Source organism: Xanthomonas sp. NCPPB 1128 (assembly GCF_001043115.1).
GTDB lineage: Bacteria > Pseudomonadota > Gammaproteobacteria > Xanthomonadales > Xanthomonadaceae > Xanthomonas_A.
Genome location: NZ_LFME01000023.1, coordinates 23,543 through 49,853 on the forward strand (window position 1 = coordinate 23,543; position 26,311 = coordinate 49,853).

General features: G+C 68.7%; 21 protein-coding genes and 1 other RNA gene. 13 read left to right on the top strand and 9 right to left on the bottom strand.

All coding sequences use genetic code 11. The features are described 5' to 3' along the window. Nucleotides 1-80 precede the first annotated feature (80 nt). From ACP93_RS21235 to ACP93_RS14395, 6 genes are all read left to right on the top strand, one after another. Entirely contained in the window at nt 81-305 is a 225-nt protein-coding gene (locus ACP93_RS21235; protein WP_048491360.1) for a hypothetical protein, read from the top strand. Then, entirely contained in the window at nt 302-1,075 is a 774-nt protein-coding gene (locus ACP93_RS14375; protein WP_048491361.1) for an SDR family NAD(P)-dependent oxidoreductase, read from the top strand. Before ACP93_RS21235 ends, ACP93_RS14375 begins: the two co-directional genes overlap by 4 nt. Next, entirely contained in the window at nt 1,072-2,277 is a 1,206-nt protein-coding gene (locus ACP93_RS14380) for an efflux RND transporter periplasmic adaptor subunit (RefSeq protein WP_048491362.1), read from the top strand. The genes ACP93_RS14375 and ACP93_RS14380 overlap by 4 nt, the downstream gene beginning before the upstream one ends. Nucleotides 2,278-2,410: 133 nt before the next feature. Beyond that, nucleotides 2,411-5,581 (top strand): efflux RND transporter permease subunit, encoded by a 3,171-nt coding sequence (locus ACP93_RS14385; protein WP_048491363.1) that lies wholly within the window; start codon nt 2,411-2,413, stop codon nt 5,579-5,581. A 31-nt stretch (nt 5,582-5,612) separates the two neighbouring features. After that, nucleotides 5,613-6,347, top strand: coding sequence for an SDR family oxidoreductase (locus ACP93_RS14390; protein ID WP_048491364.1), 735 nt, complete (start codon nt 5,613-5,615; stop codon nt 6,345-6,347). Then, on the top strand, nt 6,341-7,801 hold the full coding sequence (locus ACP93_RS14395; RefSeq protein ID WP_048491365.1) for an efflux transporter outer membrane subunit: 1,461 nt from the start codon (nt 6,341-6,343) through the stop codon (nt 7,799-7,801). The genes ACP93_RS14390 and ACP93_RS14395 overlap by 7 nt, the downstream gene beginning before the upstream one ends. A gap of 387 nt (nt 7,802-8,188) precedes the next feature. Here the strand turns inward: ACP93_RS14395 and ACP93_RS14400 are convergent, their stop codons facing one another. From ACP93_RS14400 to ACP93_RS14415, 4 genes are all read right to left on the bottom strand, one after another. Further along, nucleotides 8,189-9,181, bottom strand: a complete 993-nt coding sequence (locus tag ACP93_RS14400; protein ID WP_053069766.1) for a GGDEF domain-containing protein — start codon at nt 9,179-9,181, stop codon at nt 8,189-8,191. 508 nt (nt 9,182-9,689) lie between these two features. After that, nucleotides 9,690-9,863, bottom strand: a complete 174-nt coding sequence (locus tag ACP93_RS22145; RefSeq protein ID WP_048491367.1) for a hypothetical protein — start codon at nt 9,861-9,863, stop codon at nt 9,690-9,692. Nucleotides 9,864-10,366: 503 nt separating this feature from the next. Then, entirely contained in the window at nt 10,367-11,260 is an 894-nt protein-coding gene (locus tag ACP93_RS14410) for an SDR family oxidoreductase (RefSeq protein ID WP_048491368.1), read from the bottom strand. Further along, entirely contained in the window at nt 11,257-13,323 is a 2,067-nt protein-coding gene (locus ACP93_RS14415; RefSeq protein ID WP_228136052.1) for a glycoside hydrolase family 15 protein, read from the bottom strand. Before ACP93_RS14415 ends, ACP93_RS14410 begins: the two co-directional genes overlap by 4 nt. Between ACP93_RS14415 and ACP93_RS14420 the strand changes: the two genes are divergently transcribed. From ACP93_RS14420 to ACP93_RS14430, 3 genes are read left to right on the top strand one after another with little or no spacing between them, the layout of a single operon-like run. Further along, the gene (locus ACP93_RS14420; protein ID WP_048491370.1) at nt 13,322-14,680 is read left to right on the top strand and encodes an alpha/beta hydrolase; all 1,359 of its coding nucleotides are present in this window, start codon (nt 13,322-13,324) and stop codon (nt 14,678-14,680) included. The two genes, ACP93_RS14415 and ACP93_RS14420, sit on opposite strands and share 2 nt — an antisense overlap. Next, nucleotides 14,677-16,200, top strand: coding sequence for a GMC family oxidoreductase (locus tag ACP93_RS14425; RefSeq protein ID WP_048491371.1), 1,524 nt, complete (start codon nt 14,677-14,679; stop codon nt 16,198-16,200). Before ACP93_RS14420 ends, ACP93_RS14425 begins: the two co-directional genes overlap by 4 nt. Nucleotides 16,201-16,237: 37 nt before the next feature. After that, entirely contained in the window at nt 16,238-17,041 is an 804-nt protein-coding gene (locus tag ACP93_RS14430; protein ID WP_048491372.1) for an SDR family NAD(P)-dependent oxidoreductase, read from the top strand. Nucleotides 17,042-17,445: 404 nt separating this feature from the next. Here ACP93_RS14430 and ssrA read toward each other — a convergent pair. Both ssrA and ACP93_RS22335 read right to left on the bottom strand, forming a co-directional pair. Continuing rightward, nucleotides 17,446-17,797, bottom strand: a transfer-messenger RNA (tmRNA) gene (ssrA, locus tag ACP93_RS21240). A gap of 107 nt (nt 17,798-17,904) precedes the next feature. Then, on the bottom strand, nt 17,905-18,258 hold the full coding sequence (locus ACP93_RS22335; protein WP_048491373.1) for a hypothetical protein: 354 nt from the start codon (nt 18,256-18,258) through the stop codon (nt 17,905-17,907). Nucleotides 18,259-18,376: 118 nt separating this feature from the next. On the opposite strand from ACP93_RS22335, the gene ACP93_RS14440 reads away from it, so the two are divergent. Further along, a complete protein-coding gene (locus ACP93_RS14440) occupies nt 18,377-20,626 on the top strand; it encodes a S8 family peptidase (RefSeq protein ID WP_048491401.1) in 2,250 nt (749 codons plus the stop codon). Nucleotides 20,627-21,327: 701 nt separating this feature from the next. On the opposite strand, the gene smpB is transcribed toward ACP93_RS14440, so the two are convergent. After that, a complete protein-coding gene (smpB, locus tag ACP93_RS14445; protein ID WP_017908548.1) occupies nt 21,328-21,831 on the bottom strand; it encodes an SsrA-binding protein SmpB in 504 nt (167 codons plus the stop codon). A 59-nt stretch (nt 21,832-21,890) separates the two neighbouring features. Between smpB and ACP93_RS14450 the strand changes: the two genes are divergently transcribed. Together ACP93_RS14450 and ACP93_RS14455 are read left to right on the top strand one after the other, a co-directional pair. Then, the gene (locus tag ACP93_RS14450) at nt 21,891-22,322 is read left to right on the top strand and encodes a type II toxin-antitoxin system RatA family toxin (protein ID WP_043092195.1); all 432 of its coding nucleotides are present in this window, start codon (nt 21,891-21,893) and stop codon (nt 22,320-22,322) included. A 5-nt stretch (nt 22,323-22,327) separates the two neighbouring features. Then, nucleotides 22,328-22,582 carry an RnfH family protein gene (locus ACP93_RS14455; RefSeq protein WP_048491374.1) on the top strand — a complete coding sequence of 85 codons (255 nt, stop codon included), beginning with the start codon at nt 22,328-22,330 and terminating at the stop codon, nt 22,580-22,582. Nucleotides 22,583-22,609: 27 nt separating this feature from the next. Here the strand turns inward: ACP93_RS14455 and bamE are convergent, their stop codons facing one another. Continuing rightward, complete coding sequence (bamE, locus tag ACP93_RS14460) at nt 22,610-23,008, bottom strand: outer membrane protein assembly factor BamE (protein ID WP_048491375.1); 399 nt, start codon at nt 23,006-23,008, stop codon at nt 22,610-22,612. Nucleotides 23,009-23,111: 103 nt separating this feature from the next. Between bamE and fur the strand changes: the two genes are divergently transcribed. Continuing rightward, nucleotides 23,112-23,534, top strand: coding sequence for a ferric iron uptake transcriptional regulator (gene fur / locus ACP93_RS14465; RefSeq protein ID WP_026143876.1), 423 nt, complete (start codon nt 23,112-23,114; stop codon nt 23,532-23,534). A gap of 1,011 nt (nt 23,535-24,545) precedes the next feature. Here fur and recN read toward each other — a convergent pair. After that, complete coding sequence (gene recN, locus ACP93_RS14470; protein ID WP_048491376.1) at nt 24,546-26,207, bottom strand: DNA repair protein RecN; 1,662 nt, start codon at nt 26,205-26,207, stop codon at nt 24,546-24,548. Between the last annotated feature and the right edge of the window lie 104 nt (nt 26,208-26,311).

Consider the following 26,311-nt stretch of genomic DNA (forward strand, 5'->3'; position numbering starts at 1 on the left):
ATTCCCCTTAATTCGGACTAATCAAGTGCGGCTTTGGCGCCTAATTTGTGCGCATTCGCCATCACCGACGGTCGTTGCCCATGTCGATGCGCACCCTGTTCCAGTTTTTCGCCTGCCCCGATCGCCAGCTGCGGCGCCGTTCCGCGCCGGTGGCGACGGCGCAATCCCTTTACCCGAAAGCGTTTCGCGAGTTCACCCCACCGCCGCGGCGCCAGGGCGGCAGCAGTTTGCGCCTGGGCGCCCCCGGTAGCGATCGGCTGGGTCGCATCGCGATTGTCCCGTCGGCGGGAGGAAAAGTCCCGTGAGCGGGATGTTGGCCCCCGAGGTCCTGGTCCTCGGCGGCAGCGGCACGGTCGGGCAGGGCGTGGTCCAGGCGCTGCTGGAAGCGGGCAGCCCGGTGCTGGCGGTAGCGCGCGACCGCGCCCGCCTGGCCGACCTGCGCGATCGCCACCACGACGAACCCGGCCTGGACGTGCTGTGCGGCTCGGTCGCCACCGACGCGGCCGCCGCCGCCCTGATGGCCGAGATCGCGCAGCGACCGCGGCCGTTGGCCGCGGTGGTCGCCGCCCTGGGTAGTCCGCTGCGGCCGGGGCGCCTGCTGGAGCGGCCGCTGGGTGCGCTGCGCAAGCGCCTGGATGCCGACCTGCTGCCGCACCTGGCCGCGGCCCGGCACCTGCTGCCGTTGCTGGCGCAGCACGAGCGCGGCGCCCGCTACGTCCTGCTGGGCAGCCCCTGCGCGCTGCGCGCCTGGTCCGGGCATGGCGACAGTTCGGTGGCGGCGGCGGCGATCCGCATGCTCGCTCAGGTGCTGCACGAGGAAGCCAAGCCGCTGGGCGTGCACGTGCACCTGCTGTCGCTGTCAGAGCCGGTGTGCCGCAGTGACGACGCCATCGGCGACTGCCCGGAATGGTTCACCACCCTCGGCGTCGGCCGCGCCGTGGTCCACCTGCTCGCCGATCCGCAGCGGCCGGACCGCGCCCTGGTCGAGATCGACCGCCGCCACTTTGCCCAGCCGCGCAGCGCCTTGCTCACCCCCTTGCCGTTTTCCTTCTCCACCCACGAGGTCTCTCCATGAATCCGATTCCGAAGCCGTCGCGTCTGTTGCCCGGCGCCCTGCGCGCGCTGGCGGTGGCGCTGCTGGTCGCCACGCTCGCCGCCTGCGGCAGCAAGGCCAACGAGCAGGGCGCGCCGCCGCCGCCGAGCGTGGGCGTGGCGCCCGCGTTGCAGAAGCAGATCAGTCAGTGGGACGAGTTCAGCGGCCGCGTCGAGGCGGTCGAGCACGTCGACCTGCGCCCGCGCGTGTCCGGCTACATCGACAAGGTCAACTACGTCGAAGGGCAGGAGGTGAAGAAGGGCGATGTGCTGTTCACCATCGACGCGCGCAGCTACCGCGCCGAACTTGCCCGCGCCGAGGCCGACCTGGCCCGCGCACGCACCCAGGCCAAGCTCAGCGCCAGCGAGGCCGCGCGTGCCAAGACCCTGTCCGAACAGCAGGCCATCTCCACCGAGAGCTGGGAGCAGCGGCGCGCCGCCGCCGAGCAGGCGCAGGCCGACGTGCTGGCTGCGCAGGCGGCAGTGGACAGCGCACGCCTCAACCTGGAATGGACCCAGGTGCGCGCGCCGATCGACGGCCGCGCCGGCCGCGCGATGGTCACCGCCGGCAACCTGGTCAGCGCCGGCGACAGCGCCAGCGTGCTGACCACGCTGGTGTCGCTGGACAAGGTGCACGTGTACTTCGATGCCGACGAAGGCACCTTCCTGCGCTATGCGCAGATGGCGCGCGACGGCCAGCGCCCGAGCGAGCGCGACGGCAGCCTGCCGGTGCAGGTCGGTCTGGTCGGCGAGGACGGCTATCCGCATGCCGGCAAGGTCGATTTCCTCGACAACCAACTGGTGCGCAGCACCGGCACCATCCACGTGCGCGCGCTGCTGGACAACGCCGATCGCCGCTTCACGCCCGGCCTGTTCGCGCGGGTGCGGCTGCTCGGCAGCGGCCGCTTCGACGCGGTGCTGATCGACGACCGCGCGGTGCTCACCGACCAGGACCGCAAGTACGTGTACGTGGTCGACAAGGACGGCAAGGCGCAGCGGCGCGACGTGCAGCTCGGCCGCAGCGCCGAGGGCCTGCGCATCGTGACCAGTGGGCTGTCGGCCGGCGACAAGGTCATCGTCGACGGCGTGCAGAAGGTGTTCATGCCGGGCATGCCGGTGCAGGCAAAGCCCATTGCGCAGTCCACGTCTCCGGCCGCACCGCACCAGGCCGTCGCCCTCGACTGAGTCGCGGGCGCCGACGCAGCAGCGGCCGGGTAGCCGGCCGTGCCCGCCGGGCCAGCGATGGCCCGGCGCCGCCCCCGGCATGCCTGCGTCCGCGCCCGGCCCCCCGTTTCATCCGTTTCCAGGACCACCACCCATGGACTTTTCCAGATTCTTCATCGACCGGCCGATCTTCGCCGCCGTGCTGTCGATCGTCATCTTCGCCGCGGGCCTGATCGCCATCCCGCTGCTCCCCATCGGCGAATACCCGGACGTGGTGCCGCCCTCGGTGGTGGTGCGCACGGTGTATCCGGGCGCCAACCCCAAGGTGATCGCCGAGACCGTCGCCACGCCGCTGGAGGAAGCGATCAACGGCGTCGAGAACATGATGTACATCAAGTCGGTCGCCGGTTCCGACGGCGTGCTGCAGATGACCGTGACCTTCCGCCCGGGCACCGATCCGGACGATGCCGCGGTCAAGGTGCAGAACCGCGTCGCCCAGGCGCAGGCGCGCCTGCCCGAGGATGTGCGCCGGCAGGGCGTGACCACGCAGAAGCAGTCGCCCACCTTCCTGATGGTGGTGCACCTGACCTCGCCCAAGGGCAAGTACGACACCCTGTACCTGCGCAACTACGCGCGCCTGCACGTCAAGGATGCGCTGGCGCGGATCCAGGGCGTGGGCGATGCGCAGGTGTTCGGCGGCGGCGACTACGCGATGCGCGCCTGGCTGGACCCCGAGCGGGTGGCCGCACGCGGGCTCACCGCCAGCGACGTGGTCGCGGCGATGCGCGAGCAGAACGTGCAGGTCTCCGCCGGCCAGCTCGGCGCCGAGCCGATGCCCGAGAGCAAGTTCCTGACCCTGATCAATGCCCAGGGCCGCCTGCGCACCGAACAGGAGTTCGGCGACATCGTGCTCAAGGTCGGCGCGGACGGCCAGACCGTGCGCCTGTCCGACGTCGCGCGCCTGCAGTTGGGCGCCGGCGACTACACCCTGCGCGCGCAGCTGGACGGCAAGAACGCGGTCGGCATCGGCATCTTCCAGGCGCCGGGCGCCAACGCGCTGCAGATCCGCGACCAGGTCATCGCCAAGATGGACGAGCTGACCAAGCAGTTCCCGGACGATGTGAAGTACGAGGCCGTGTACGACACCACCATCTTCGTGCGCGACTCGATCAGCGCGGTGGTCCATACCCTGCTGGAGGCGGTGCTGCTGGTGGTGCTGGTGGTGATCCTGTTCCTGCAGACCTGGCGCGCCTCGATCATTCCGCTGATCGCGGTGCCGGTGTCGGTGGTCGGCACCTTCGCCGCGCTGTACTTGCTGGGCTTCTCGATCAACACGCTGACCCTGTTCGGACTGGTGCTGGCGATCGGCATCGTCGTCGATGACGCGATCGTGGTGGTGGAGAACGTCGAGCGCAACATCGAGGAAGGCCTGACCCCGCTGGCGGCGGCCCACCAGGCGATGCGCGAGGTGTCCGGCCCGATCATCGCGATCGCGCTGGTGCTGTGCGCGGTGTTCGTGCCGATGGCGTTCCTGTCGGGCGTGACCGGGCAGTTCTACAAGCAGTTCGCGGTGACCATCGCCATCTCCACGGTGATCTCGGCGATCAACTCGCTGACCCTGTCGCCGGCGCTGGCCGCGCGCCTGCTGCGCAGCCACGACGCGCCCAAGGACCGCCTGTCGCGCGGCATGGAGCGGCTGTTCGGCGGCTGGCTGTTCCGTCCGTTCAACCGCTTCTTCCACCGCAGCTCCGACCGCTACCAGGGGGCAGTGTCGCGCATCCTCGGCCGCCGCGGCGCGGTGTTCGCGGTGTACGTGGCGCTGTTGCTGGTCACCGGGCTGATGTTCAAGGCGGTGCCGGGCGGCTTCATCCCGACCCAGGACAAGATGTACCTGATCGCCGGCGTCAAGCTGCCGGAAGGCGCCTCGATCGAGCGCACCGACGCGATGCTGCGCAAGGTCGCCACCATCGCCATGCAGACCGACGGCGTGGCCCATGCGATCTCGTTCCCCGGCCTGAACGCGCTGCAGTTCACCAATACGCCCAACACCGGCGTGGTGTTCCTGCCGCTGAAGCCGTTCGCCGAGCGCCACCGCAGCGCGCTGGAGATCAACGCCGAGATCAATCAGCGCATCTCGCAGCTGGGCGAGGGCATGTCGTTCGCCTTCATGCCGCCGCCGATCCTCGGCCTGGGCAACGGCAACGGCTACCAGTTGTTCATCGAGGACCGTGCCAACCTCGGTTACGGCGCGCTGCAGAACGCGGTCAACGCCATGCAGGGCGCGGTGGCGCAGACCCCGGGCATGAGCTTCCCGATCGGCACCTACCAGGCCAACGTGCCGCAGCTCGATGCCGAGGTCGACCGGGTCAAGGCCAAGGCCCAGGGCGTGGCCCTGACCGATCTGTTCGATACCTTGCAGACTTATCTGGGCTCGACCTACGTCAACGACTTCAACCAGTTCGGCCGCACCTGGCAGGTGATCGCCCAGGCCGATGCGCCGTTCCGCGAGAGCGTGGAGGACATCGCCCGGCTGCGCACCCGCAATGCCCAGGACGAGATGGTGCCGATCGGCTCGATGGTGACCATCAAGCAGACCTACGGCCCGGACCCGGTGCTGCGCTACAACGGCTATCCGGCCGCCGACCTGGCCGGCGAAGCGGATGCGCGATCGCTGTCCTCGGCCGAGGCGATGGCCAAGATCACCCAGATCGCCAAGCAGGTGCTGCCCAACGGCATGGAGATCGAGTGGACCGACCTGAGCTACCAGCAGGCGACTCAGGGCAATGCGGCGCTGGTGGTGTTCCCACTGGCGGTGCTGCTGGCGCTCCTGGTGCTGGCCGCGCTGTACGAGAGCTGGACCCTGCCGCTGGCGGTGATCCTGATCGTGCCGATGACGCTGCTGTCGGCGCTGTTCGGGGTGTGGCTGAGCGGCGGCGACAACAACGTGTTCGTGCAGGTCGGCCTGGTGGTGCTGATGGGCCTGGCGTGCAAGAACGCGATCCTGATCGTCGAGTTCGCCCGCGAACTGGAACTGCAGGGCAAGGGCATCGTCGAATCGGCGCTGCAGGCCTGCCGTCTGCGCCTGCGCCCGATCGTGATGACTTCCATCGCCTTCATCGCCGGTACCGTGCCGCTGGTGTTCTCGCATGGCGCGGGCGCCGAAGTGCGCTCTGCCACCGGCATCACCGTGTTCGCCGGCATGCTGGGCGTGACCCTGTTCGGCCTGTTCCTCACCCCCGTGTTCTACGTCGCCCTGCGCAAGCTGGCCGGGCGGCCGCTGGTCTCGCATGCGCCGGCCCACGCCGACGCGCCGGCGCACGGCTGATTTCTTTCCCATCCTTCTCAGGAGTTTCGCAATGAACGCAGCACACAAGATCGCCCTGGTCACCGGCGCCACCCGCGGCATCGGCCTGCACACCGTGCGGCTGCTGGCCGAAGCCGGCGTGCACACCCTGCTGGCCGGGCGCGACGCCACCCGCGCCAGCGCCGCGGCCCTGGAACTGCAGGGCGAGGGCCTGCCGGTGGAGCCGCTGACCCTGGACGTCACCGACGCCGCCAGCATCGCTGCCGCGGTGGAGACGGTGCGCGCACGCCATGGGCGGCTGGACATCCTGGTCAACAACGCCGGCATCCTGCGCGACGACCTGCGCCTGAGCGTGTCGCAGCAGAGCCTGGAGACCTGGCGCGAGACCTTCGACACCAACCTGTTCGGGCTGATCGCGGTCACCCAGGCGTTCCTGCCGTTGCTGCGCGAGGCGCCGGCCGCGCGCATCGTCAACGTCTCCAGCCTGCTCGGCTCGCTTGCGCTGCACAGCCAGCCGGGCTCGCCGATCTACGACTTCAAGGTGCCGGCCTACAACGTGTCCAAGAGCGCGGTGAATGCCTGGACCATCCAGCTGGCCTACGAACTGCGCGAGACCCCGATCAAGGTCAACACCATCCATCCCGGCTACGTGAAGACCGACATGAACGCGGGCGAGGGCGAGCTGGACGTGGCGGATGGCGCGCGCAGCAGCGTGATGATGGCGCTGCTCGACGCCGACGGTCCGACCGGCAGCTACACCCATGTCGGCCAGGTGCTGCCATGGTGATCCGTCCCGTCTTCGGCGTGCTGGCGCTGGCGCTGCTCAGCGGCTGCGCCAGCGTCGGCCCCGACTACCGCGCGCCGGCGCAGCCGCCAGTGACGCTGCAGGGCGCGGCGTCGCCGGTGTTCGCGACCGATTCGCCGGTCGCGTCCTGGTGGGCGCAGTTCGACGATCCGGTGCTGGAGCAACTGGTGCACGATGGCCTGGTCGCCAACCTGGATCTGCGCCTCGCCCTGGCGCGCGTGCACGAGGCGCGCGCGGTCTTCGCCGAGCAGCGCCTGGACCAGGCGCCGCACGTCACTGCCGGCGGCGACTACACCCGCGGCAAGGCGCCGGATGCGGACGCCGGCGGCGCGCGCGTGCTCACCGAGAGATACCGCCTCGGCTTCGATGCCGCCTGGGAGCTGGACCTGTTCGGGCGCCAGCGCCGTGCCAGCGAAGCGGCACGCGCGAACCTGGAGGCCGAACAGGCCGGCCTGGCCGACGCCCAGGTCACCGTGGCCGCGGAGGTGGCACGCAATTACTTCGCCCTGCGCGGCACGCAGAAGCGCATCGCGCTGGCGCGGACCACGCTCGATAACCTGCGCGACACCCAGCGGCTGACCGAGACCCGTTGGCGACTGGGCGCGGGCAGCGAACTGGACGTGCAGAGCAGCCGCGCCCGGCTGAAGGCGATCGAGGCCGACATCCCGCTGCTGGAAGTCGACGCCGCGCAGGCGCGGCACCGGCTGGCGGTGCTGCTGGGCAAGCCGCCCGGCACGCTCGACGCGCTGCTGGCGCCACAGCCGACCCCGGCCTATGCACGCGCCTTGCCGCTGGGCGATACCACGCAGTTGCTGCGCCGGCGTCCCGACGTGCGCATCGCCGAACGTAACCTGGCGGCGGCGACCGCGCGGGTCGGCGTGGCCACCGCCGACCTGTTCCCGCGGATCAGCCTGTCCGGTTTCGTCGGCTTCCTGTCCGGTGACGCCGGCGCCTTGCTGCACGGCCGTAGCAAGGCCTGGTCGCTGACCCCGTCGATCCAGTGGGCGGCATTCGACATCGGCAGCGTGCGGGCACGCCTGCGCGCGAGCGAAGCGCAGGCCGACGGCGCCGCCGCCGACTACGAGAAGGCCGTGCTCGGTGCACTGGAGGATACCGAGAACGCCTTGACCGCCTATGCCCACGAACAGGCGCGGCTGGCGATCGTGGCCGAACAGACGCAGGCGGCGCAGCGTGCCGAGGCGTTGGCGCAGATCCGGTACCGCGAAGGTTCGGAGGATTTCCTGACCCTGCTCGATGCGCAGCGCACGCAACTGACTGCCGAGGCTGCCCTGGCCGACGCCGAGGCGGCGGTGAACATCGGCGTGGTGCGGGTGTACAAGGCGCTCGGCGGCTGGGGCCAGGATGCGGACACGGAGGCCGGCAGCAGGGATGTCGCCACCACCGCGGTGGCGGCGTCTGCAGTGCAGGCGCGTTGAGCGAGCGGGGTGCTCAAAGGCCGCGGTGCGGGCCGACCGTTCGCACCGCTGCACCTGGTCGGCACCTCTCGCCATGTGCTCTCGCCGCCATCCAGCCGTGTCCCAGGTTTGTCTGTAGGAGCGGCTTCAGCCGCGACGGGCTTCCCCGATGAAGCCCGTCGCGGCTGCATGACAGTGGACTCCCAACTGGCTCGCGGCGAGCCCTAGGGGTGCACTGTGGGAGGGACTTCAGTCCCAACGCATTGCGCCATCGGAACGCACACCACTTCCGCGCGGCATGACAGTTGACGCCCACAGGGCACTTCCTGCCATCAGAGCCGCCCTGGTGACGGCTACCGGACCGAAGACCAGCCGGGCACGCGGCAAATCGCTGCGGGTGCTGGCCGCTCAGTCCTGCGCCACGTCCTCGGCGATCACGTAACGGTCGCGTCCACTGTTCTTGGCCTGGTATAGCGCGGTGTCGGCGCGCGAGAACCAGTCGTGCCACTGCACCTCGTCGCACAGCATGGCCGCACCCAGCGACACGGTGATGGTGCCATTGGGGCCGCGCAGCGCCGTGCGCGCGGCATCGTGCAGGCGTCTGGCGAAGGCCGACAGTTCGGTCGCCGACTGCAGCCGCGCCACCACCACGAACTCTTCGCCGCCGAACCGGAACACCTCGTCCGGCGCACGCACCTGCGCCCGCAGCAGCGTCGCCAGTTCGGCCAGCACGCGGTCGCCCTCGGCATGGCCGTAGAGGTCGTTGACCTCCTTGAAGTGATCGATGTCGAGCACGATCAATCCATGCCGGCGTGTCGCGCGGCGCGGATCGGCCACCCGCTGCGACAGGCTGCGCTCCAGCATGCGGCGGTTCGGCAGCCCGGTGAGCGAGTCGTGCGATGCCAACTGCTCCAGTTGCACACGATCGCCTTCCACCCGCAACGCCAGCATGTAGCCCAACCCGGTGATCAGCAGCGACACTGCCAGCATCGAGAAGAAGTGCTCGGCACCCAGGGTGCTCGGCGTGACCACCAGCAGCACCGCGATCAGGGTCGCGTTGCAGGCCAGCGCGACATTGCGCGTCACCACGAAGAAATTGCTCATCATCACCAGGTACAGCCACGGCACCGCGGCGTGGCGCAGCGCATGGCAGGCCAGGGCGCTGCCCAGCAACCAGCTCAGCGACAGCAAGGGATCCATGCGGCCGTCGCCGCGGTGCAGCGCCAGCCACGTCGCCAGCGCGGCCAGGCCGGCCAGCGCGGCACCGGCCAGCGCGGTCAACGGCGCGCCGATCGCCGTCTGGTAGACCGCGAGCAGCAGCAGCACCGCCGCCGTGGACGGGCCGAGCACCTTGATGATGCCGAGCCGGAAGTGCCGGCGCAGGGTCAAGCCCGCGCTCACGGGCAAGGCCTCCTGAACGGCACATGGTCATTGCGGGCGGGCTGGCGAGGGGGGGCGACGAACATGGCGACGTCAGGATGGCGAAGAGGCGTTACGGTGTCAGCTGCAAGTTCCATGCCTGCGATTCTTTTGTGGTCGATATCCCGAAGCTGACTGAGGCGCAGCGGGATTGCCGACACGCACGGCGTCACGACGACGTCGCATTGGCGCAGGGATCCGCGTCGCACGGCTATCCCTGCGCCACGCGCCAGACGTTATCTGGCGGCGAGCAGAGAGGAGCCGTTGCAAGCAAGCGCGCACCTGATCCTTCTCCCTCCGGGAGAAGGTGGCGCGCAGCGCCGGATGAGGGGACGGGCGAATCACAACGCCAGCCGGGCAAGCGGTACGGTGGCCGCGTGGGGACGGCGCTGCGCGCCAATGGACGCAGCGCTGACCTGACGGGCTATGTCTGCACCGCTGACGTCACCGGCGTGATGGGATGAGCAAGATGCGCCTGCCAGAGGTTCGGCTACGCCTCGCTGCCGTCGATGGCCTTCAGCCCTTTCTTGCTCAGTGCGAGATCGCCATCCTCGCCTTGTGCCGCATAGTCCTCGCGCACCGCCCAGGTTGCGTCTGCTTCGCTGACCGGCGTGGTGGCGTGGATGTCCTGCAGGATGCGCAGTTGTTCCTGGGTCAATGACATGGCAAAGGACCGAATGGGGGAGGGCATGACTCACCGTACAGACCGGCGGTGACGGGCATGTCGGCGCGTCGGCACGAGACTGCGAGCATTGGCGTGGCTGCAACGCGATTGCGGTAATCCGCGAGATCCGCGCGCGGCATCTCATCGCGCGGCCTCGACGCCGCCGACATCATTTCGCAACGCCTCAAGGACGCCGGCGTAACGGGCGCCCAAGCATGATGTGTCTACCAGCTGTGCGGCCGGGGCGATGCCTGGGGCTGCTTCAAGGATGCAGGCATCCGCGGCTGGACCATCTTCTCCCGCATCGGCAGGCTCGCTGGCCTGCCGATGCTGTTTTGTACCAACGCGTCGAGGACGATGCGCGGTGGCGGTGATCCTCGCGCTGGTCGGCCATAGCGCCATGGTTCGCAGCCCCGTCCCGGAAGACGCACATCGCCCACCGGACACGCAATGACGCGCCTGGGCGCGCCATTGCATGGACGATGCGTCGCTGTCGCCAGGCGTCAGGCGACGCCGGCACCGCCGGTCGCGCCGAACACTTCGCCGGTCAGGTAGCTGCCTTCCTGGCTGGCGAGCAGCACGTACAGCGGCGCGATTTCGACCGGCTGGCCCGGACGCTTGAAGTGGGTCTTCGAGCCGAACTGGGTGACCGCCTCCATCGGTTGGCCGCCGGAGGACTGCAGCGCGGTCCAGAAGGGACCAGGGGCCACCACGTTCGCGCGGATGCCCTTTTCGCTCAGCTGCGCCGCCAATGCCTTGGTGTAGGCGACGATGCCGGCCTTGGTGGTCGCGTAGTCGAGCAGGATCGCCGACGGATCGTACGCCTGGATGGAGGCGGTGGTGATCACCGCCGCGCCCGGCGGCAGGTGTGGCACCGCGGCGCGGCAGATCCAGTGCATGGCATAGAGATTGGTCTTCAGCGTCTTGTCGAAATCCTCGTCGCTCACTTCGCCGATCTCTTCGCGATATTGCTGCCGGCCCGCGTTGATCACCAGGATGTCCAGGCCGTCCAAACCGGCCACCGCTTTATCGACCAATTGCGCGCACCACTGCCGATCGGTGATGTCGCCCGGGAGGCTGATCGCCTTGCGTCCTTCGGCCTCGATCAGCGCGATGACCTCCTGTGCGTCCGACGCTTCCTCGGCAAGGAAGGAGATGGCCACATCGGCGCCCTCGCGCGCGAACGCGATCGCCGCGGCGCGGCCGATGCCGCTGTCGCCGCCGGTCACCAGCGCCCGGCGGCCCGCCAGCTTGCCCGATCCGCGATAGCTGGTCTCGCCGTGGTCGGGTACCGGGTCCATCTCCGAGGCCTTGCCCGGCACCGGTTGCGGCTGCGGCGGGAAGGGCGGCTTGGGGTACTGCTCGCGCGGGTCCTGCATCTTCAGTCGATCGTTCATCGCGTCTTCCTCTTCTTGGTGTGTGGTTGCAGTTTTACCGGGTTGGTTTTCGTGTTCTCGATGCTCGACATCGCCATGATCTGCGCGAGATGGCTCAGTCCTTGCGGAAAGTTGCCGAGGAATCCGCCGGAGTGCGGATCGACCATCTCGCTCAACAGGCCGTTGCAGCGATCGAGCGCGTCGTTGAGCTGGGTCAGCCGTTTCCTGGCCTTGGCTTTCTGCCCCAGGCGCGCATAGGCTTCGGCGATCCAGTAGGAGCAGGCGACGAAACATCCTTCTTCCTGCGCCATGCCGGAGTAGCGGTAATGGAACGCGCCAGCACCCAACGCGCGGTCGATCGCATCGAGCGTCGCCAGCAGGCGGTCCTTGCCGTCGAAGCGGAAGCGTGCAGCGAGCGCGACCGACGCATCCAGCTTGTCGCTGCCCGGATACATCACGAACGCCTGTTGCGCGTCCGACCAGCAGTGGGCTTCGATCCAGTCCTTGATCCTGTCGCGCTCGCGTTCCCAACGGTCGCGACACGTCGTCGGCAGCTGGCCCTGGTCGGCCAGTTCGACGGCCCTGGCCAGCGCCTGCCAGCAACTGACCTTCGACATGGTGTAGTGCTGCAGCTCGGGCAATTCCCAGATCCCCGAGTCGGCCTTGCGCCAGCGATCAGCGCATTGGTCGGCAAGCCGGGACAGCAGTTCGGCGCTGGACGCGTCCAGGATGTTGCCGCGGCTCACGAAGCAATAGGCGGTCTCGAAGATGTCGCCGTAGATGCCGTGCTGGTGCTGCCCGCCGGCGAGATTGCCCCGCACCACCGGCAACGTGTTGCGATAGCCGGCGGCCTCCAGTTCGATGACGTCGGGCACCAGCCCACCGTCCAGGGTGAACACGACTTTCGGGCCATGCTGGCGCAGTTGCCGGATCAGCCAGGTGAACGCGGCCTTCGATTCCGCTTCCAGCCCCGCGGCGAGAAACGCCTGGATGGTATAGCCGGCATCGCGGACCCAGGCGTAGCGATAATCGAAGTTCTTTTCGCCGCCGATGCGTTCGGGCAGCGACGTCGTCGCGGCAGCGGCGATGGCGCCGGAGGGCGAATACAGCAGCAACTTGAGCGCAAGCGCGCTGCGCACGAAGAAATCCCGGCCTTCGCGCGGGAACGTCACGTTCTTCGACCAGGCCCGCCATTCCTTGTCGGTCAGATCGATGCGGCTGTCGATCTCCTCGATGGTGGGCGCGACCAACGGCTCGTCCTCGCCGACGACCAGGGCGATCGTCGCGCGTTGTCCCTGCGCGACGGTGATGTCGCCGCGAACGCCGTGGTCCGACCACGCGCACCTCAGCCTGTCGTCATGGATCATGACGCCAAGCAGGCGGTCGACATGGAACACGGTGTGCGGGCCGATCGCCGCGCAGTAGGGGCTGGCGTTCTGCGCGCGCAGGCTGAATTTCAGTTCCAGCCGGAAGCGCATTGTTCCGCGCTGGCACTCGATGCGGCGTGCAAGTTCGCACCAGGGCAGTCGCCCGGCATGCCCGCTGTTGAGCGATTCGGTCAGCGTCGCCTGTCCGGAGGCGGTAGTGAATGTGGTGACCAGGACATTGCTGTCTTTCCGATAGTGCCGCTCGGTGCGGCACGGCTGGTCCGGGGCGAGGACGAAGTAACCGCCTTGCTCGGCATCCAGCAGCCGGTCGAACAGTGGCGCGCTGTCCATGTTGGGCGCGCACCACCAATCGATCGATCCGTCCGTCCCGGTCAGGGCGACCGAGCGTCCTTCGCCAAGCGCGCCGTAGTGCTCGATCGGCAGTGCGCCCTCGGTGCGGTCGATGTTGGAGGTCGCGCGGCGTCGCCTGGCTGTTGTGGGCACGTGCTCAGGCTCCACGCCAACAGGCGTCGAGCCCGCGCTGGCGCGCCGTCGTTTCCGGCATGACGTGTCGAGGAAGCATGGGGGCAGTGCGAAGGGGAGGGCAGACCGACGGTAGTGGCCCTTCTGCGGAGGCCCGGTGAAGACGGCATGCGCCTGCACGTGGCGTGGACGAGGGCTGTTCCATCGTGCGTGACCGTCATCGAGGTGTGCCATGGGAAAACCGGTCCTGTACTTCCTGCACGCCCTCGGTTCGAGCAGACGCGAGTGGTCTTCGGTGATCGATCTCCTGGGCGCGCGCTTCGATTGCATCGCATTGGATATTCCCGGCTTCGGCGATGCGCCGGCATTGGACCGACCCGATGTCACGGCGCTGGTCGACTGGTTCGCAGGCGAAGTCGCGCGCGACAGGCCGGATTGCTGGTATGTCGTGGGCCACAGCATGGGCGGGAAGATCGCCACCCTGGCCGCCGCGCGCGCCCGCGACGGCATGACCGGGCTCGCCGGCCTGGCCGGGGTCGTGCTGGTGGCGGCATCGCCGCCCGCGCCCGAGCCGATGGACGAATCCCGGCGGCAGACCATGCTGTCCTGGTTCGATGCCGCAGGCCCCACGCGGCAGCAGGCCGAACAGTTCATCGACGACAACTGCGCGACGCCGTTGCCGACGTCGCTGCGCGATGGCGCCGTCGACGACGTCCTGCGCAGCAGTGCGCGCGCGTGGAACGCCTGGCTCACCCATGGCAGCCGCGAGGATTGCGCGGCGCGCGCCGGCTGCATCGAGGTGCCCGCGCTCATCGTCGCAGGCAGCGAGGACGGCGATCTCGACGAGGCAGCGCAGCGACGCTGGAACGTGCCCCATTACCGCGATGCGCGCCTCACCGTGGTGGCGCAGGCGGCGCACCTGATTCCCTACGAGCGACCGCAGGCACTCGCGGCGCTGATCGCCGCGCACGTCGATGGCACTGCGGCACGTCGGTTGCCCGACGACTTCGTGGCGTTGCTCAACGCCGAGCGCGTCGCCCCGACGATGCGCGAGACGCTGCTGCATCGCCATGCAGGGCCGTCGCGTGCGGCGAAAGGGGTCTTGAGCGAGCACCAGTCACGCGTGCTGGCCGCCGTGATCGAGCGCGTCCTGGACGGTGCGGGCGACGCCCGCGATATCGCACGCCGCATCGACGTCGATCTCGCCAATGGGGTGGGCGATGGATGGCGGTTCGCCGACCTGCCGCCCGACCGTCTCGCCTGGCCGATGGGGCTGGATGCGCTGGACGCGTTGTCGGGCGGGTTCGTCGCCTTGCCCGCACCGGACCAGGATCGCTGGTTGCGCGCCATTGCCCTGCGCGAGGCGGGCGATTGTTCCGATTGCGGATGGAACGCGGCACAACTCGCGGCCTGGTTCGAAGAAGTGCGCGCCGAAACCGTGCGGATTTGGACGAGCCTTCCGGTCACCATGGCCGCCCTGGGCTACGACGGGTTCGCCGTGGGCGGATTGGGCGCAAGCAGCCCCGGTTACCAGGAGACCGCCGCCGACCGGCGCGAGACCTGGCAGTTGATGCCCAAGGCGCATCCATGACCGTCGCAGCGGCCGCTACGGTGGATGCGGTCGTGGTCGGCAGCGGTGCCGGCGGCGGCCCGTTGGCCGCGCGGCTGGCGCAGGCCGGCGTCTCGGTGGTGGTGCTGGAAGCCGGCGCCGCGTTCGGCCCGGACGCGCATCGCGCGGACGAACTGGCGACGGACATCTACTGGATGGAAGAGCGCCTCAGCGGCGGGCGGACGCCGACCGCGTTCGGCCCGAACAACTCCGGTACGGGGCTGGGCGGATCGACGCTGCACTGGGGCGCGTTCTGCCCGCGCCCGGACCCGCGCGATCTGCAACTGCGCACGCAGACCGGGCAGGGCGAAGACTGGCCGATCCCGCACCGGGAACTGCTGTCCTACCTCCAGCGCGTCGAACGCTACATCGGCGTGTCCGGGCCGGCGCTCTACCCATGGGACGGCGAGCGCTGCTATGCGTTCCCGCCGGCCCAGCGCAATGCGCCCGCCGAGGCGATGGAGCGCGGCTGCCGTGCCCTCGGCATCACCGCCGCCGACGCACCGGCCGCGCTGGTCACCCGCGCGCATGAACAGCCGCACTGGGGCACGCGGGTGGCGTGCAACAACTGCGGTGCCTGTCATCAGGGTTGCAGCAACGGCGCCAAGGTCAGCGTGGACACGACCTGGCTGCCGCTGGCCCGCGCGCACGGTGCGGACCTGCGCAGCGACTGCCGGGTCGTCGGCATCGAGCGCAATGGCCTGGGCGCGGTCACCGGCGTGGTCTACCGGCAGGGCGAGCGCGAACTGCGCCAGCGTTGCGCAGCCTTGTTCCTGTGCGCCGGCGGGGTGGAAACACCGCGCTTGCTGCTGAATCTCGGACTGGCCAATTCCAGCGGACAGGTCGGGCGCAATTTCATGGCGCACGTCGCGACCCAGGTCTGGGGCACGTTCGACATGGACATGCGCATGAATCGCGGCTACCCCTCGTCGTTGATGAGCGAGGACATGCTGCGTCCCGCGCAGGCCGATTTCGCCGGCGGCTATCTGATCCAGAGCCTGGGCGTGCAGCCCATAACGCTCGCCAATACGCTGGCGCGCGGTGCCGGGCGCTGGGGCGCTGCGCTGGTGCAGACCATGACGCGCTACAACCGCCTGGCCGGTATCGGCATCAATGGCGAATGCCTGCCGCAGGACGCCAATCGCCTGACGCTGGCCGACGAGTGCGATGCCTTCGGAATGCGCAAGGCGCGGGTCGACTTCAGCTATGGTCCCAACGAACAGGCGCTCGATGCCCACGCCAGGCGCACGCTGCAGGCGATCTGGGAGGCGGCCGGCGCTGATGACATCTTCGCCGCCGCGCGCTCGGCGCACACGCTCGGCACCTGCCGCATGGGCCGCGATCCCGCGCAGGCCGTGATCGATCCGGACGGTCGCGCGTTCGACATCGGCAATCTCTACGTCTGCGACAACTCCGTCTTTCCCAGCGCATTGGCGGCCAATCCGGCCCTGACGCAGATGGCACTCGGCCTGCGCACGGCCGAGCGGTTTCTCGCCAACTAGGCGATTGCCTCCCCCTTTACCTAACGAGGAAAACGACATGGACCTTGGAATCAACCAGCGGATTGCGCTGATCAGCGGCGCCGACTCGGGCATGGGCAAGGAGACCGCCCGCCAACTGCTGCAGGCCGGCGTGCGCGTGGCGATCACCGACCGTGCGGACGGCACGCTCGATGAGGCGCTGTCCGAGCTGTCGGGCCTGGGCGAGGTCATCGCTGTGGCGGGCGACGTGACGCGTGCGGACGATGTCGCGGAGATCTGGGCGCAGGTCCGGGCGCGACTGGGCGATCCGGATATCTACGTCAACGCAGCCGGTGTCACCGGCGCGACCGGCGATTTCCTCGACGTGGGCGATGCGGGGTGGCTGGAAACGCTGGACATCAACCTGATGGGCGCGGTGCGGATGTGCCGCGAAGCGATTCCCGCGATGCGCCGAAACGGCTGGGGGCGCATCGTCCTGTTCGCGTCCGAGGACGCCGTACAGCCCTATGTGGACGAACTGCCGTACTGCGCGTCGAAGGCGGGGATCCTGAGTCTGGCCAAGGGCCTGTCCAAGGCGTACGGCGGCGACAACGTGCTGGTCAATACGGTCTCGCCCGCCTTCATCCATACCCCGATGACCGACGCGATGATGCACAAGCGCGCGAAGGAGAAGGGCATCACCTTCGATGAAGCGGTGTCGTCGTTCCTGGACGAAGAGCGTCCCGGCATGGTGCTCAAGCGGCGCGGTCGACCGGAGGAGGTGGCCGCGGCGGTCGCATTCCTTTGCTCCGAACGTGCCAGCTTCATCAATGGCGCCGGCATCCGTGTCGATTCGGGGTCTGTGCAGACCATCGCTGGGTGAGTTGGAACTGACATCGGGACGAAGGCATGGCTCCTTCACGTCTCGCAGGAGCGGATGGTCGTCGTTGGAAGTGTTTTCGGCTGCGGAGTCGCCGACATCGGCTGTCGCTCCAGCGAGGGGAGCGCTGAGCCGTCTGGCGGGTAGGGCGCCTTTGTTGTCCGCAACGCGGGCAAATCCTGCTCGGCACATCGTGCTGCATGCGCGTCGCCTTGTCCGTCGATGTGTGAGGTGTAGAGGGGTTGGGGGTACCAGATCCGGGATGCCGCGACGTACCCCCAAAAGTACCCCCACCCATGCGCCGACTGGCACGCGTTGGCTCGTGCTGCTCGGAGCACAAAAAAAAGCCGGAAACCCGTGTTTTACAGGGATTCCCGGCTTTTCTCGGACCTGCTCGGTCTCTTCATTGGTGGAGGTGGGCGGAATCGAACCGCCGTCCGAAGGCACTCCATCCCCGGCACTACATGCTTAGCTCATCGTTGGATCTCGCCCCGGAACAGCACGATGTGCGAAGCGCATCCCGGGACCAGCCTGCTTGATTTAGCCAATGGCTGACAGGCAGCCACCACCGGCGATTCCGTGATAATGACCCTACGTCGCGAGCACGGACACAAGCGATTTCGGGGCTAGGCCTTAAGCGGCCAGAGCGTAGTTGTCGTCGTTGGCAACTATAAGTTTGCGGCTGGATTTACGAGGAAAGCTGCCCCCTCGGCATGCGCCAAGCGATTTTGCAACCCCCGTCGAAACCAGTGCACCCCCGGGGACAACGTCAAACGCTGACCTGCACAGTGTAGGGATCGGGGAGGGCAGTCACAAGTCTTGAGACAGGCCGCGCTTAAGCTGGCTTCACTGCGACGCCGGCCCTGTCACGCCGCCGTCCCCCAGGCATTCCCCCAGGCATGGAGCAGCGCAATGGCAAGCAGACAGCCGCGTGGCCGCAGCAGCGGGCGGGCGCCCAAGGCATCCGTCACGTCCTCCACCTCCAAGCCCGACAAGGCGGCGGTCAAGGCGCAGGCGAAATCCGCCGCCAAGCCGACAGCAACAACGCGCAAGAAGCCAGTCGGCGGCGTGCGTGCCGCCAAGGCGGCGAAGAAGACGACGCCGGCACCGGCAGCTCCATCCACGAAGGCACCTGCATCGGCAAGACCCGCAGCGCCGTCCAGCTCCAACTTCTCGGCTCCCGGCGCCAGCAGACCTGCCTCGGTGACGTCCGCCGCCACGCCACCGGCGAGCACCGCGCCGCGGCCCAAGGCCACCGGCGAGGGCTCGCTGGCGCAGGGGCGGGCACGGACGGTCGTCTACATCCATGGTATCGGCAACAAGCCGCCAGCCGAGGTGTTGCGCTGCCAGTGGGACCGCGCCCTGTTCGGTCGGGCCATGGGCGAGCGCACGCGCATGGCCTACTGGGTCAATCGCGAACGCTATCCGTCGCCGGAGCCGGGCGACTGCCAGGATCAGGACCGTGGCCCGGTGCTGAACCAGGCCGAACAGCGCGTGCTCAGCGCACTCGGCGTAGTGCCGCAACTGGCCGATCTGCGTCAGCTTGCCGACACGCTGGCCACCAGCGATGCCGAGCGCGCGCGGCTGCAGCAACTGCTGGACGAGGTGGAGACGGCGGCGCCGGCACCGGCTGCGGCCGCCACCGAGGTGCATGCGCAGGGCGTCATCGACGTGCTCAACCGTGCGCTGCTGAAGCTGATCTCCGCGGCGCTGCTGCAGGACGTGCACGACTTCTTCTTCGTGCCGGCGCGACGCACGCAGATGCGCGAAAGCCTGCTGCAGCGCATCCGCGCCGGCGGCGGCCCGTTCGTGGTGATCGCGCACAGCCAGGGCTCGCTGATCGCCTACGACGTGCTGCGCGAGTTGCAGCCGCGGGACTGTGAGGTGTCGCTGCTGCTCACGCTCGGCTCGCCGCTGGGATTGCCGGTGGTGCGCAGCATGTTCAAGGAGTGGACCGGCACGCCGAAGCTGCCGTTCCCGCCCTGCGTGGCGCGCTGGGTCAACGTCGCCGAGCGGCGCGACCCGGTGGCCCTGGACGACGATCTCAGCGACGACATCGCCGATGCCGGCGGGCGCTTCCGGAACATCGCCGGGTCGAAGATCAATCCGGATTGGCAGCACAATCCGCATTCGGCCGCCGGCTACCTGTCCATCCCCGACGTGCGCGCCGAGGTGCGGCGCGCGGTGGGCGTGGGCTTCGATCAGCCGATCGCGCATCCGGTCCTGATCAAGGACCTGTCCGACCAATTGGAGGCGCGCGCGCCGGACTATCGTCACGAGGTGCTGATCGAACTCGAGAAGCTGTCCGATGCCGGCGATCCGGCGCAGCGCAAGCATGACCTGATCGCCGCGTTGCGCACGCTCGCCCAGGCATCCACCGGCCTGCACGGCGAGGCGCTGGATGCGCAGATCGAACTGGAGGACACCCTGCAGCGCTACGTGTCGGCGCGGCTGACCCGGTTCGAGATCGAGAGTCTGCGCGAGCGCTATCGCGACCTCAACCTCAAGCGCCTGTGGCGTGATGCGGGCAAGCGCGCGCTGATCTACCAGTCGCGCAGCACGATCCAGGTGGACGCGGCGCAGGTGGCCTATCGCGCGCTTGGCGCCGGCATCGGCTGGGCGGTGCTGGACAGCGGCATCGCCGCGGCGCATCCGCACTTCCACACCGCCGGGCAGCCGCCGACCGTGCTTGACCAGTGGGATTGCACCCAGCGCGGGCGTCCGCGCGCGCTGCGTCCGGGCGAGGCCGGCTTCGATGCGCTCGACGGCAACGGCCACGGCACCCACGTGGCCGGCATCATCGCCGGGCAATGCGAGGCGCCGCTGCCGGGCGTGCCGACCACAGCGCCGCTGCACTTCGCCGGCATGGCGCCGCTGGCGCGGCTCTACGGGCTGAAAGTGCTGGACGACGACGGCAATGGCCGCGACTCCTGGATCATCAAGGGCGTGCAGCAGGTGGCCGAGCTCAACGAGCTCGCCGGCGAACTGGTGGTGCACGGGGTCAACCTGAGCCTTGGCGGCTACTTCGATGCCGAGAGCTATGGTTGCGGCTTCACCCCGCTGTGCAACGAGCTGCGCCGGCTCTGGCGGCAGGGCGTGGTGGTGGTGATCGCGGCCGGCAACGATGGCCTGGCCTGGCTGATGCAGGGCGACGGCGAGGCCTACCCGCTGAACCTGGACCTGAGCATCGGCGACCCGGCCAACCTGGAGGAATCGCTGGCGGTGGGCTCGGTGCACAAGAGCAGCCCGCACAGCTACGGCATTTCGTATTTTTCCTCGCGTGGGCCCACGGCCGACGGCCGCTACAAGCCCGACCTGGTCGCGCCAGGCGAAAAGATCCTGTCGGCGCACCATGGTTACGCGGTCGACGATCCCGGTACCTGGATGGTGGAGATGAGCGGCACCAGCATGGCCGCGGCGCATGTATCCGGGCTGATCGCCGCGTTCCTGTCGGTGCGCCGCGAGTTCATCGGCGCACCCGACCGGGTCAAGCAACTGGTGCTGGCGCAGTGCCTGGACCTGCAGCGCGATCGCTACATGCAGGGCAGTGGGCTGCCGAGCTTGATGCGGATGCTTGGGGGGACGTGAGTGTGGGGCCGGGATGATCAGCCATTCGGCTGCTGAAAAGCCGGGGATTCGTGATTGGGGATTCGCAACGGCGGCTCCCCGGTTGCTTGCCCGTCTGTAGGTGTCGGCTTCAGCCGCGAGGCGCTGAGGTTGGAGTTAGAAGATTCGGGATAGGGGATTCGCAATGGCGATTCCCTGTGCAGCGCGGCCTGCCGTGTGGGAGCGGCTTCAGCCGCGACGCGATGAAGTCGGAATCTCGACGTGATTGGGACGCGCGGGTCGCAGAGGGCGCGCCACCCGTCTCAGGCACTCATCCTGAAACCTTGGCAGTTACCTATTGCGGCGCAAGCAGATTCCTACATGAAAGACGATGCGGCCTGGGAACCGCTGTTGCGAATCCCCAATCCCAGCCCTATCGCGTCGCGGCTGAAGCCGCTCCCACAAGCAAGGGCATCCATGCACCGCGGTGCGCTCTTGCGGCTGCCTTACCACGACTTTACGGCGTCGCACTTGCGGCTGAGCTTGTGGGAACGGGAGCAGCTGTTGCGACTCCCCAGTCCCCAATCCCCGGCTTTTCAGCAGCCGAATGGCTGATCATCCCGGCTTCACCGCGTCGCGGCTGAAGCCGCTCCTACCAGGAAGGCGAGGCGGGTAGGGATGCTGAGGCGGGCAGGAAACCCGCCCTTGCGAATCCCCAATCCCGAATCCCCACTCCCAGCCCCTCAGGCATTCTTGTTGTGCCGGCGCATGATCCGCTGCTTGTCGCGGGCCCAGTCGCGGTCCTTGGCCGCGTTGCGCTTGTCGTGGTCCTGCTTGCCCTTGGCCAGCGCGATCTCGAGCTTGATCTTGTTCTTGCTCCAGTACATCGCGGTGGGCACGAGGGTGTAGCCGTCGCGCTCGACGCGGCCGATCAGCTTGTCGATCTCGTTCCGGTGCAGCAGCAGCTTGCGCGTGCGCCGGTCGTCGGCGACCACATGGGTGGAGGCCTGGATCAACGGGGTGATCTGCGCACCGAACAGGAACAGCTCGCCCTGGCGCACGAACGCATAGCTCTCGCCGATGTTGGCGCGGCCGGCGCGGATCGACTTCACCTCCCAGCCCTGCAGGGCCAGGCCTGCCTCATAGCGGTCCTCCAGGTGGTACTCGTGGCGTGCACGCTTGTTCAGGGCGATGGTCTTGTTGGCCGTCGCGCCGTTTGCTTTATCCTTGACGGGTTTCTTGCTCATCTTGCTATTGTCTCCGATTCGGGGCCTCCCGAACGTCTTGGTCCCACTTCCCCTCCCGAATGCCTATCATCCGCCGCAGCGCTCTGGTCGAACACGCCGCCACGCGCATGTTCGATCTGGTCAACGACGTCGCCGCCTATCCGCGCCGGTTCGCCTGGTGCGATGCGGCCCATATCCTCGAGCAGAACGACCGCGTCCTGGTGGCGCGGCTGGACCTGGGGCTGGGTTCGTTCCGCACCTGGTTCACCACCGAAAACAGCCTGCAGCGCCCGGATCGTATCGATATGCAGCTGCGCGACGGTCCGTTCAAGCGCCTGCAGGGGCAGTGGACGTTCCAGGGCTTCAACGAGCACGCCAGCAAGGTCGGCCTGATGCTCGATTTCGAACCCGCCTCGCGCCTGCTGGGCCCGGCGCTGGCCCTAGGCTTCCAGAGCCTGGCCGACCGCATGGTCAACGACTTCGTGCGCGTGGCCGACCGGGAACAGGCCTAGCCGCCATGCAGGTCGAGGTGGTGCTGGCCTGGCCGGAGCGCTTCGTGTCGCAGCGGCTGGAGTTGCCGGAGGGCGCGACGGTGGCCGATGCGCTGGCCGCTGCCGCGTTGCCCGGGGCGACGCCCGGTATGCCGTGCGCGGTCTATGGCGACGTCGCCGCACCGACGCGGCTGCTGCAGGACGGCGACAGGGTGGAACTGCTCAGGCCGCTGCTGATCGACCCCAAGGACGCCAGGCGGCGCCGTGCCAAGCCGCGCTGAGCGGCGGGGCGCGACGCGGCCGCCGGCTCACTCGCCGCGGCGCTGCTTCTTCTTGTCCTTGGCCAGGTTGCGGCCGAACTGGCGCACGCTGTTCTTGGCCAGTTCTTCGTCCTGGTCCGGGAAGTAGTCGCCTTCCCAGCGAGTGACCATGTCGTTGTCGAAGAACACCACGAAGTTCTTGATCTCGGTGTGGCCCAGGCGATCGACACGCTCGGTGGAGGTGTAGTCCCAGCGCTGTGCGTGGAACGGGTCCGGGATCGAGGGGCTGCCCAGCAGCGCGCTGACCTGCTGCTTGCTTTGTCCGACCTTGAGCTGCTCCACGGCCGCCGGTTTGATCAGATTGCCCTGGTAGATGGGCTGCTTGTAAATGATGCCGCAGCCAGCGGTGGACAGGGCAACAACGGCGACCAGCAGGAGATTGCGCATCGGGGACAGGGCTGAATGAAATCACGGCGATGATACACTCCCGGCGACCGCCGCGACCCATTCCCAGGCAGCTGGCGATAAACCAGCTATGAACGGAGACGCCATGGAATCCCACGATCTGCGCAAAGTCGGCCTGAAGGTCACGCACCCCCGGATGCGCATCCTCGAGCTGCTGGAGCAGAAATCGGCGCGGCACCACATGACCGCCGAGGAGATCTATCGGCAGCTGCTGGACCACGGCGACGAGATCGGCCTGGCCACGGTGTACCGGGTGCTGACCCAGTTCGAGGCGGCCGGGCTGGTGCTCAAGCACAACTTCGAGGGCGGCCAGGCGGTGTACGAACTGGACCGCGGCGGCCACCACGACCACATGGTGGACGTGGACACCGGCAAGATCATCGAGTTCGAAAGCGCGGAGATCGAGGAATTGCAGCGCAAGATCGCCGCCGATCACGGCTACGAACTGGAAGAGCACTCCCTGGTGCTGTACGTGCGCAGCAAGCGGCCGAGCGGCAAGAAAGGCTGAGTCTCGCGGCCGGTGAAATCGGCCAGGGTTGTCCTTATCCTGCGCTGGCGATGCGCGGGGCTTCCCCGCCGGACCCTCACCCCAACCCCTCTCCCGGTGGGAGAGGGGCTAGCGCCGTTCCCTTCTCCCCTCGGGAGAAGGTGCCCCGCAGGGGCGGATGAGGGTACGGGCGCAGCCTCATGGAACAATTCAGCGGGTCGCTGCGCGCCGCACCCTCACCCCAACCCCTCTCCCGGCGGGAGAGGGGCTAGCGCCGTTCCCTTCTCCCGCCGGGAGAAGGTGCCCCGAAGGGGCGGATGAGGGTCCGGGCGCAGCCTCATGGACCAATTCAGCGGGTCGCTTCGCGCCGCACCCTCACCCCAACCCGTCTCCCGGTGGGAGAGGGGCTAGCGGCTGTTCCCTTCTCCCCTCAGGAGAAGGTGCCCCGAAGGGGCGGATGAGGGTACGGGCGCAGCCTCATGGACCAATTCAGCGGGTCGCTCCGCGTCGGACCCTCACCCCAACCCCTCTCCCGGCGGGAGAGGGGCTAGCGCCGTTCCCTTCTCCCCTCGGGAGAAGGTGCCCCGAAGGGGCGGATGAGGGTACGGGCGCAGCCTCATGGACCAATTCAGCGGGTCGCTTCGCGTCGCACCCTCACCCCAACCCCTCTCCCGGTGGAAGAGGGGCTAGCGGCTGTTCCCTTCTCCCATCGGGAGAAGGTGCCCCGAAGGGGCGGATGAGGGTCCGGGCGCAGCCTCATGGACCAAGTCAGCAGGTCGCTTCGCGCCGCACACCCTCACCCAACCCCTCTCCCACCGGGAGAGGGGCTAGCGGCTATTCCCTTCCTCCATCGGGAGAAGGGCTTTATTTCCCGCGGTTGACTTCGGCTGGCGCGTGCCGGATTCCGCCTCGTGCGCGTTCGTACAAGCGCCGAACGCGGGAGCTCAGCCAACCCGCGATCGGGCGTCGACCGCCTGATGAGCAGGGCGGCATGCGCGGGTCCAGGGCGCCCCGGACCCCGGCGCCGGCCGCTCAGCCCGCGCTGAGCAGCAGCCGCTTGGCCGCGGCGCGGGCTTCCTTGCTGACCTCGACCCCGCCCAGCATCCGCGCTAGTTCTTCCTCGCGCTGGCGCGGCGCCAGCAGTTCCACCGAACTCTGGGTCATGCCCTCGACCGGCGCCTTGCTGACCCGGTAGTGGGCGTGGCCCTGCGCGGCGACCTGGGGCAGGTGGGTCACGCACAGCACCTGCCGTTGCTCGCCGAGCGCGCGCAGTTTCTTGCCGACGATGTCGGCGACGGCGCCGCCGATGCCCGAGTCCACTTCGTCGAAGACCATGGTCGGCACCGCGTCCAGGCCCAGCGCGGCGACCTCGATCGCCAGCGAGATGCGCGACAGCTCGCCACCGGAGGCGACCTTGCGCAAGGCGCGCGGCGGCTGCCCGGCGTTGGCGGCGACCAGGAACTCGACCCGCTCGGCGCCCGCTGGGTCCGGCCGCTCGCTCTCGTGCGGTTCCAGTTGAATGAGGAAGCGGCCGCCGCCCATGCCCAGTTCGCCGATCAGGGCGGTGGTGTCGTGCGACAGCGCCTGCGCGCCGCGATCGCGGGTGGCGGTGAGTATCGCCGCGGCGTCGCGCCAGGCCTGAGTGGCCTGGGCGATCTCGGCGTCGAGCACGTCCAGCCGCTCGCCGGCGCCGCGCAGGCTCTCCACTTCGGCCAGCAGGGCGTCGCGGTGGTCGGCCAGCGCGTCCACGCCGATGCGGTGCTTGCGTGCCAGGTCGTGCAGGCGGCCGAGCTTGCGTTCCATCTCGTCGAACTGCGCCGGGTCGGCGTCCAGGTCGTCGCGGACCCGGTCGATCAGCGCCAGCGCTTCCTCCAACTGGATGCCGGCGCTGTCGATCAGTGCCTGCACCTCGGCCAGGCGCGGGTCGTATTCGCCGACCTTGCCGAGTTCGTGGCGGGTCTGCTGCAACAGGTCCAGCACCGCCGGCGCCTCGTCGCCGTTGAGCCGCTGCGCCGCGCCCTCGCAGGCGCCGATCAGCGCGGCGGCATGGGCCGGGCGGCGATGGTTGGCGTCCAGGGCGGCGATCGCCGCCGGATCCAGGTCCTCGCGCTGCAGTTCGGCCAACTGGTGCTGCAGGAAACCGATGCGGTCGCTGACGTCGCCTTGCGCCAGCAAGGTCTCGCGTTCACTGAGCAGACCCTGCCAACGCGCGGCGGCGGCGCGCACCGCGGCGCGCTCGGCGTCGTTGCGCGCGTAGGCGTCGAGCAGGCCGAGCTGGCTGCCGCGCGAGAGCAGGGCCTGGTGTTCGTGCTGGCCGTGGATCTCGACCAGGTGGCCGGCCAGCTCGGCCAGTTGCGACAGGGTCACCGGGCGCCCGTTGATCCAGGCGCGCGAGCCGCCGTCGGCGCGGATCACCCGGCGCAGCTGGCAATGTTCCTCGTCGTCGAGTTCGTTCTCGCGCAGCCAGGCGCGGGCCTGGGCGGGAGCGACGAACTCGGCCGACAGTTCGGCGCGGTCGGCGCCGTGGCGGACCACGCCGCTGTCGGCACGCAGCCCGGACAGGAAGCCGAGCGCGTCCACCATCAGCGACTTGCCGGCGCCGGTTTCGCCGGACACCACGGTCATGCCTGGGCCGAATTCCAGTTCGGTGCCGCGTACGACGGCGAAATCCTTGATCGAGAGATGTCTGAGCATGGGGTCTGCATCCGGAGCCGCGCAACGCTAGCATGCGCAGGCAGGTGGGCCAATGACGTGCCAGCCGGCGCGGACTTGCCAAGCCGACAGGTAGCGATTATCTA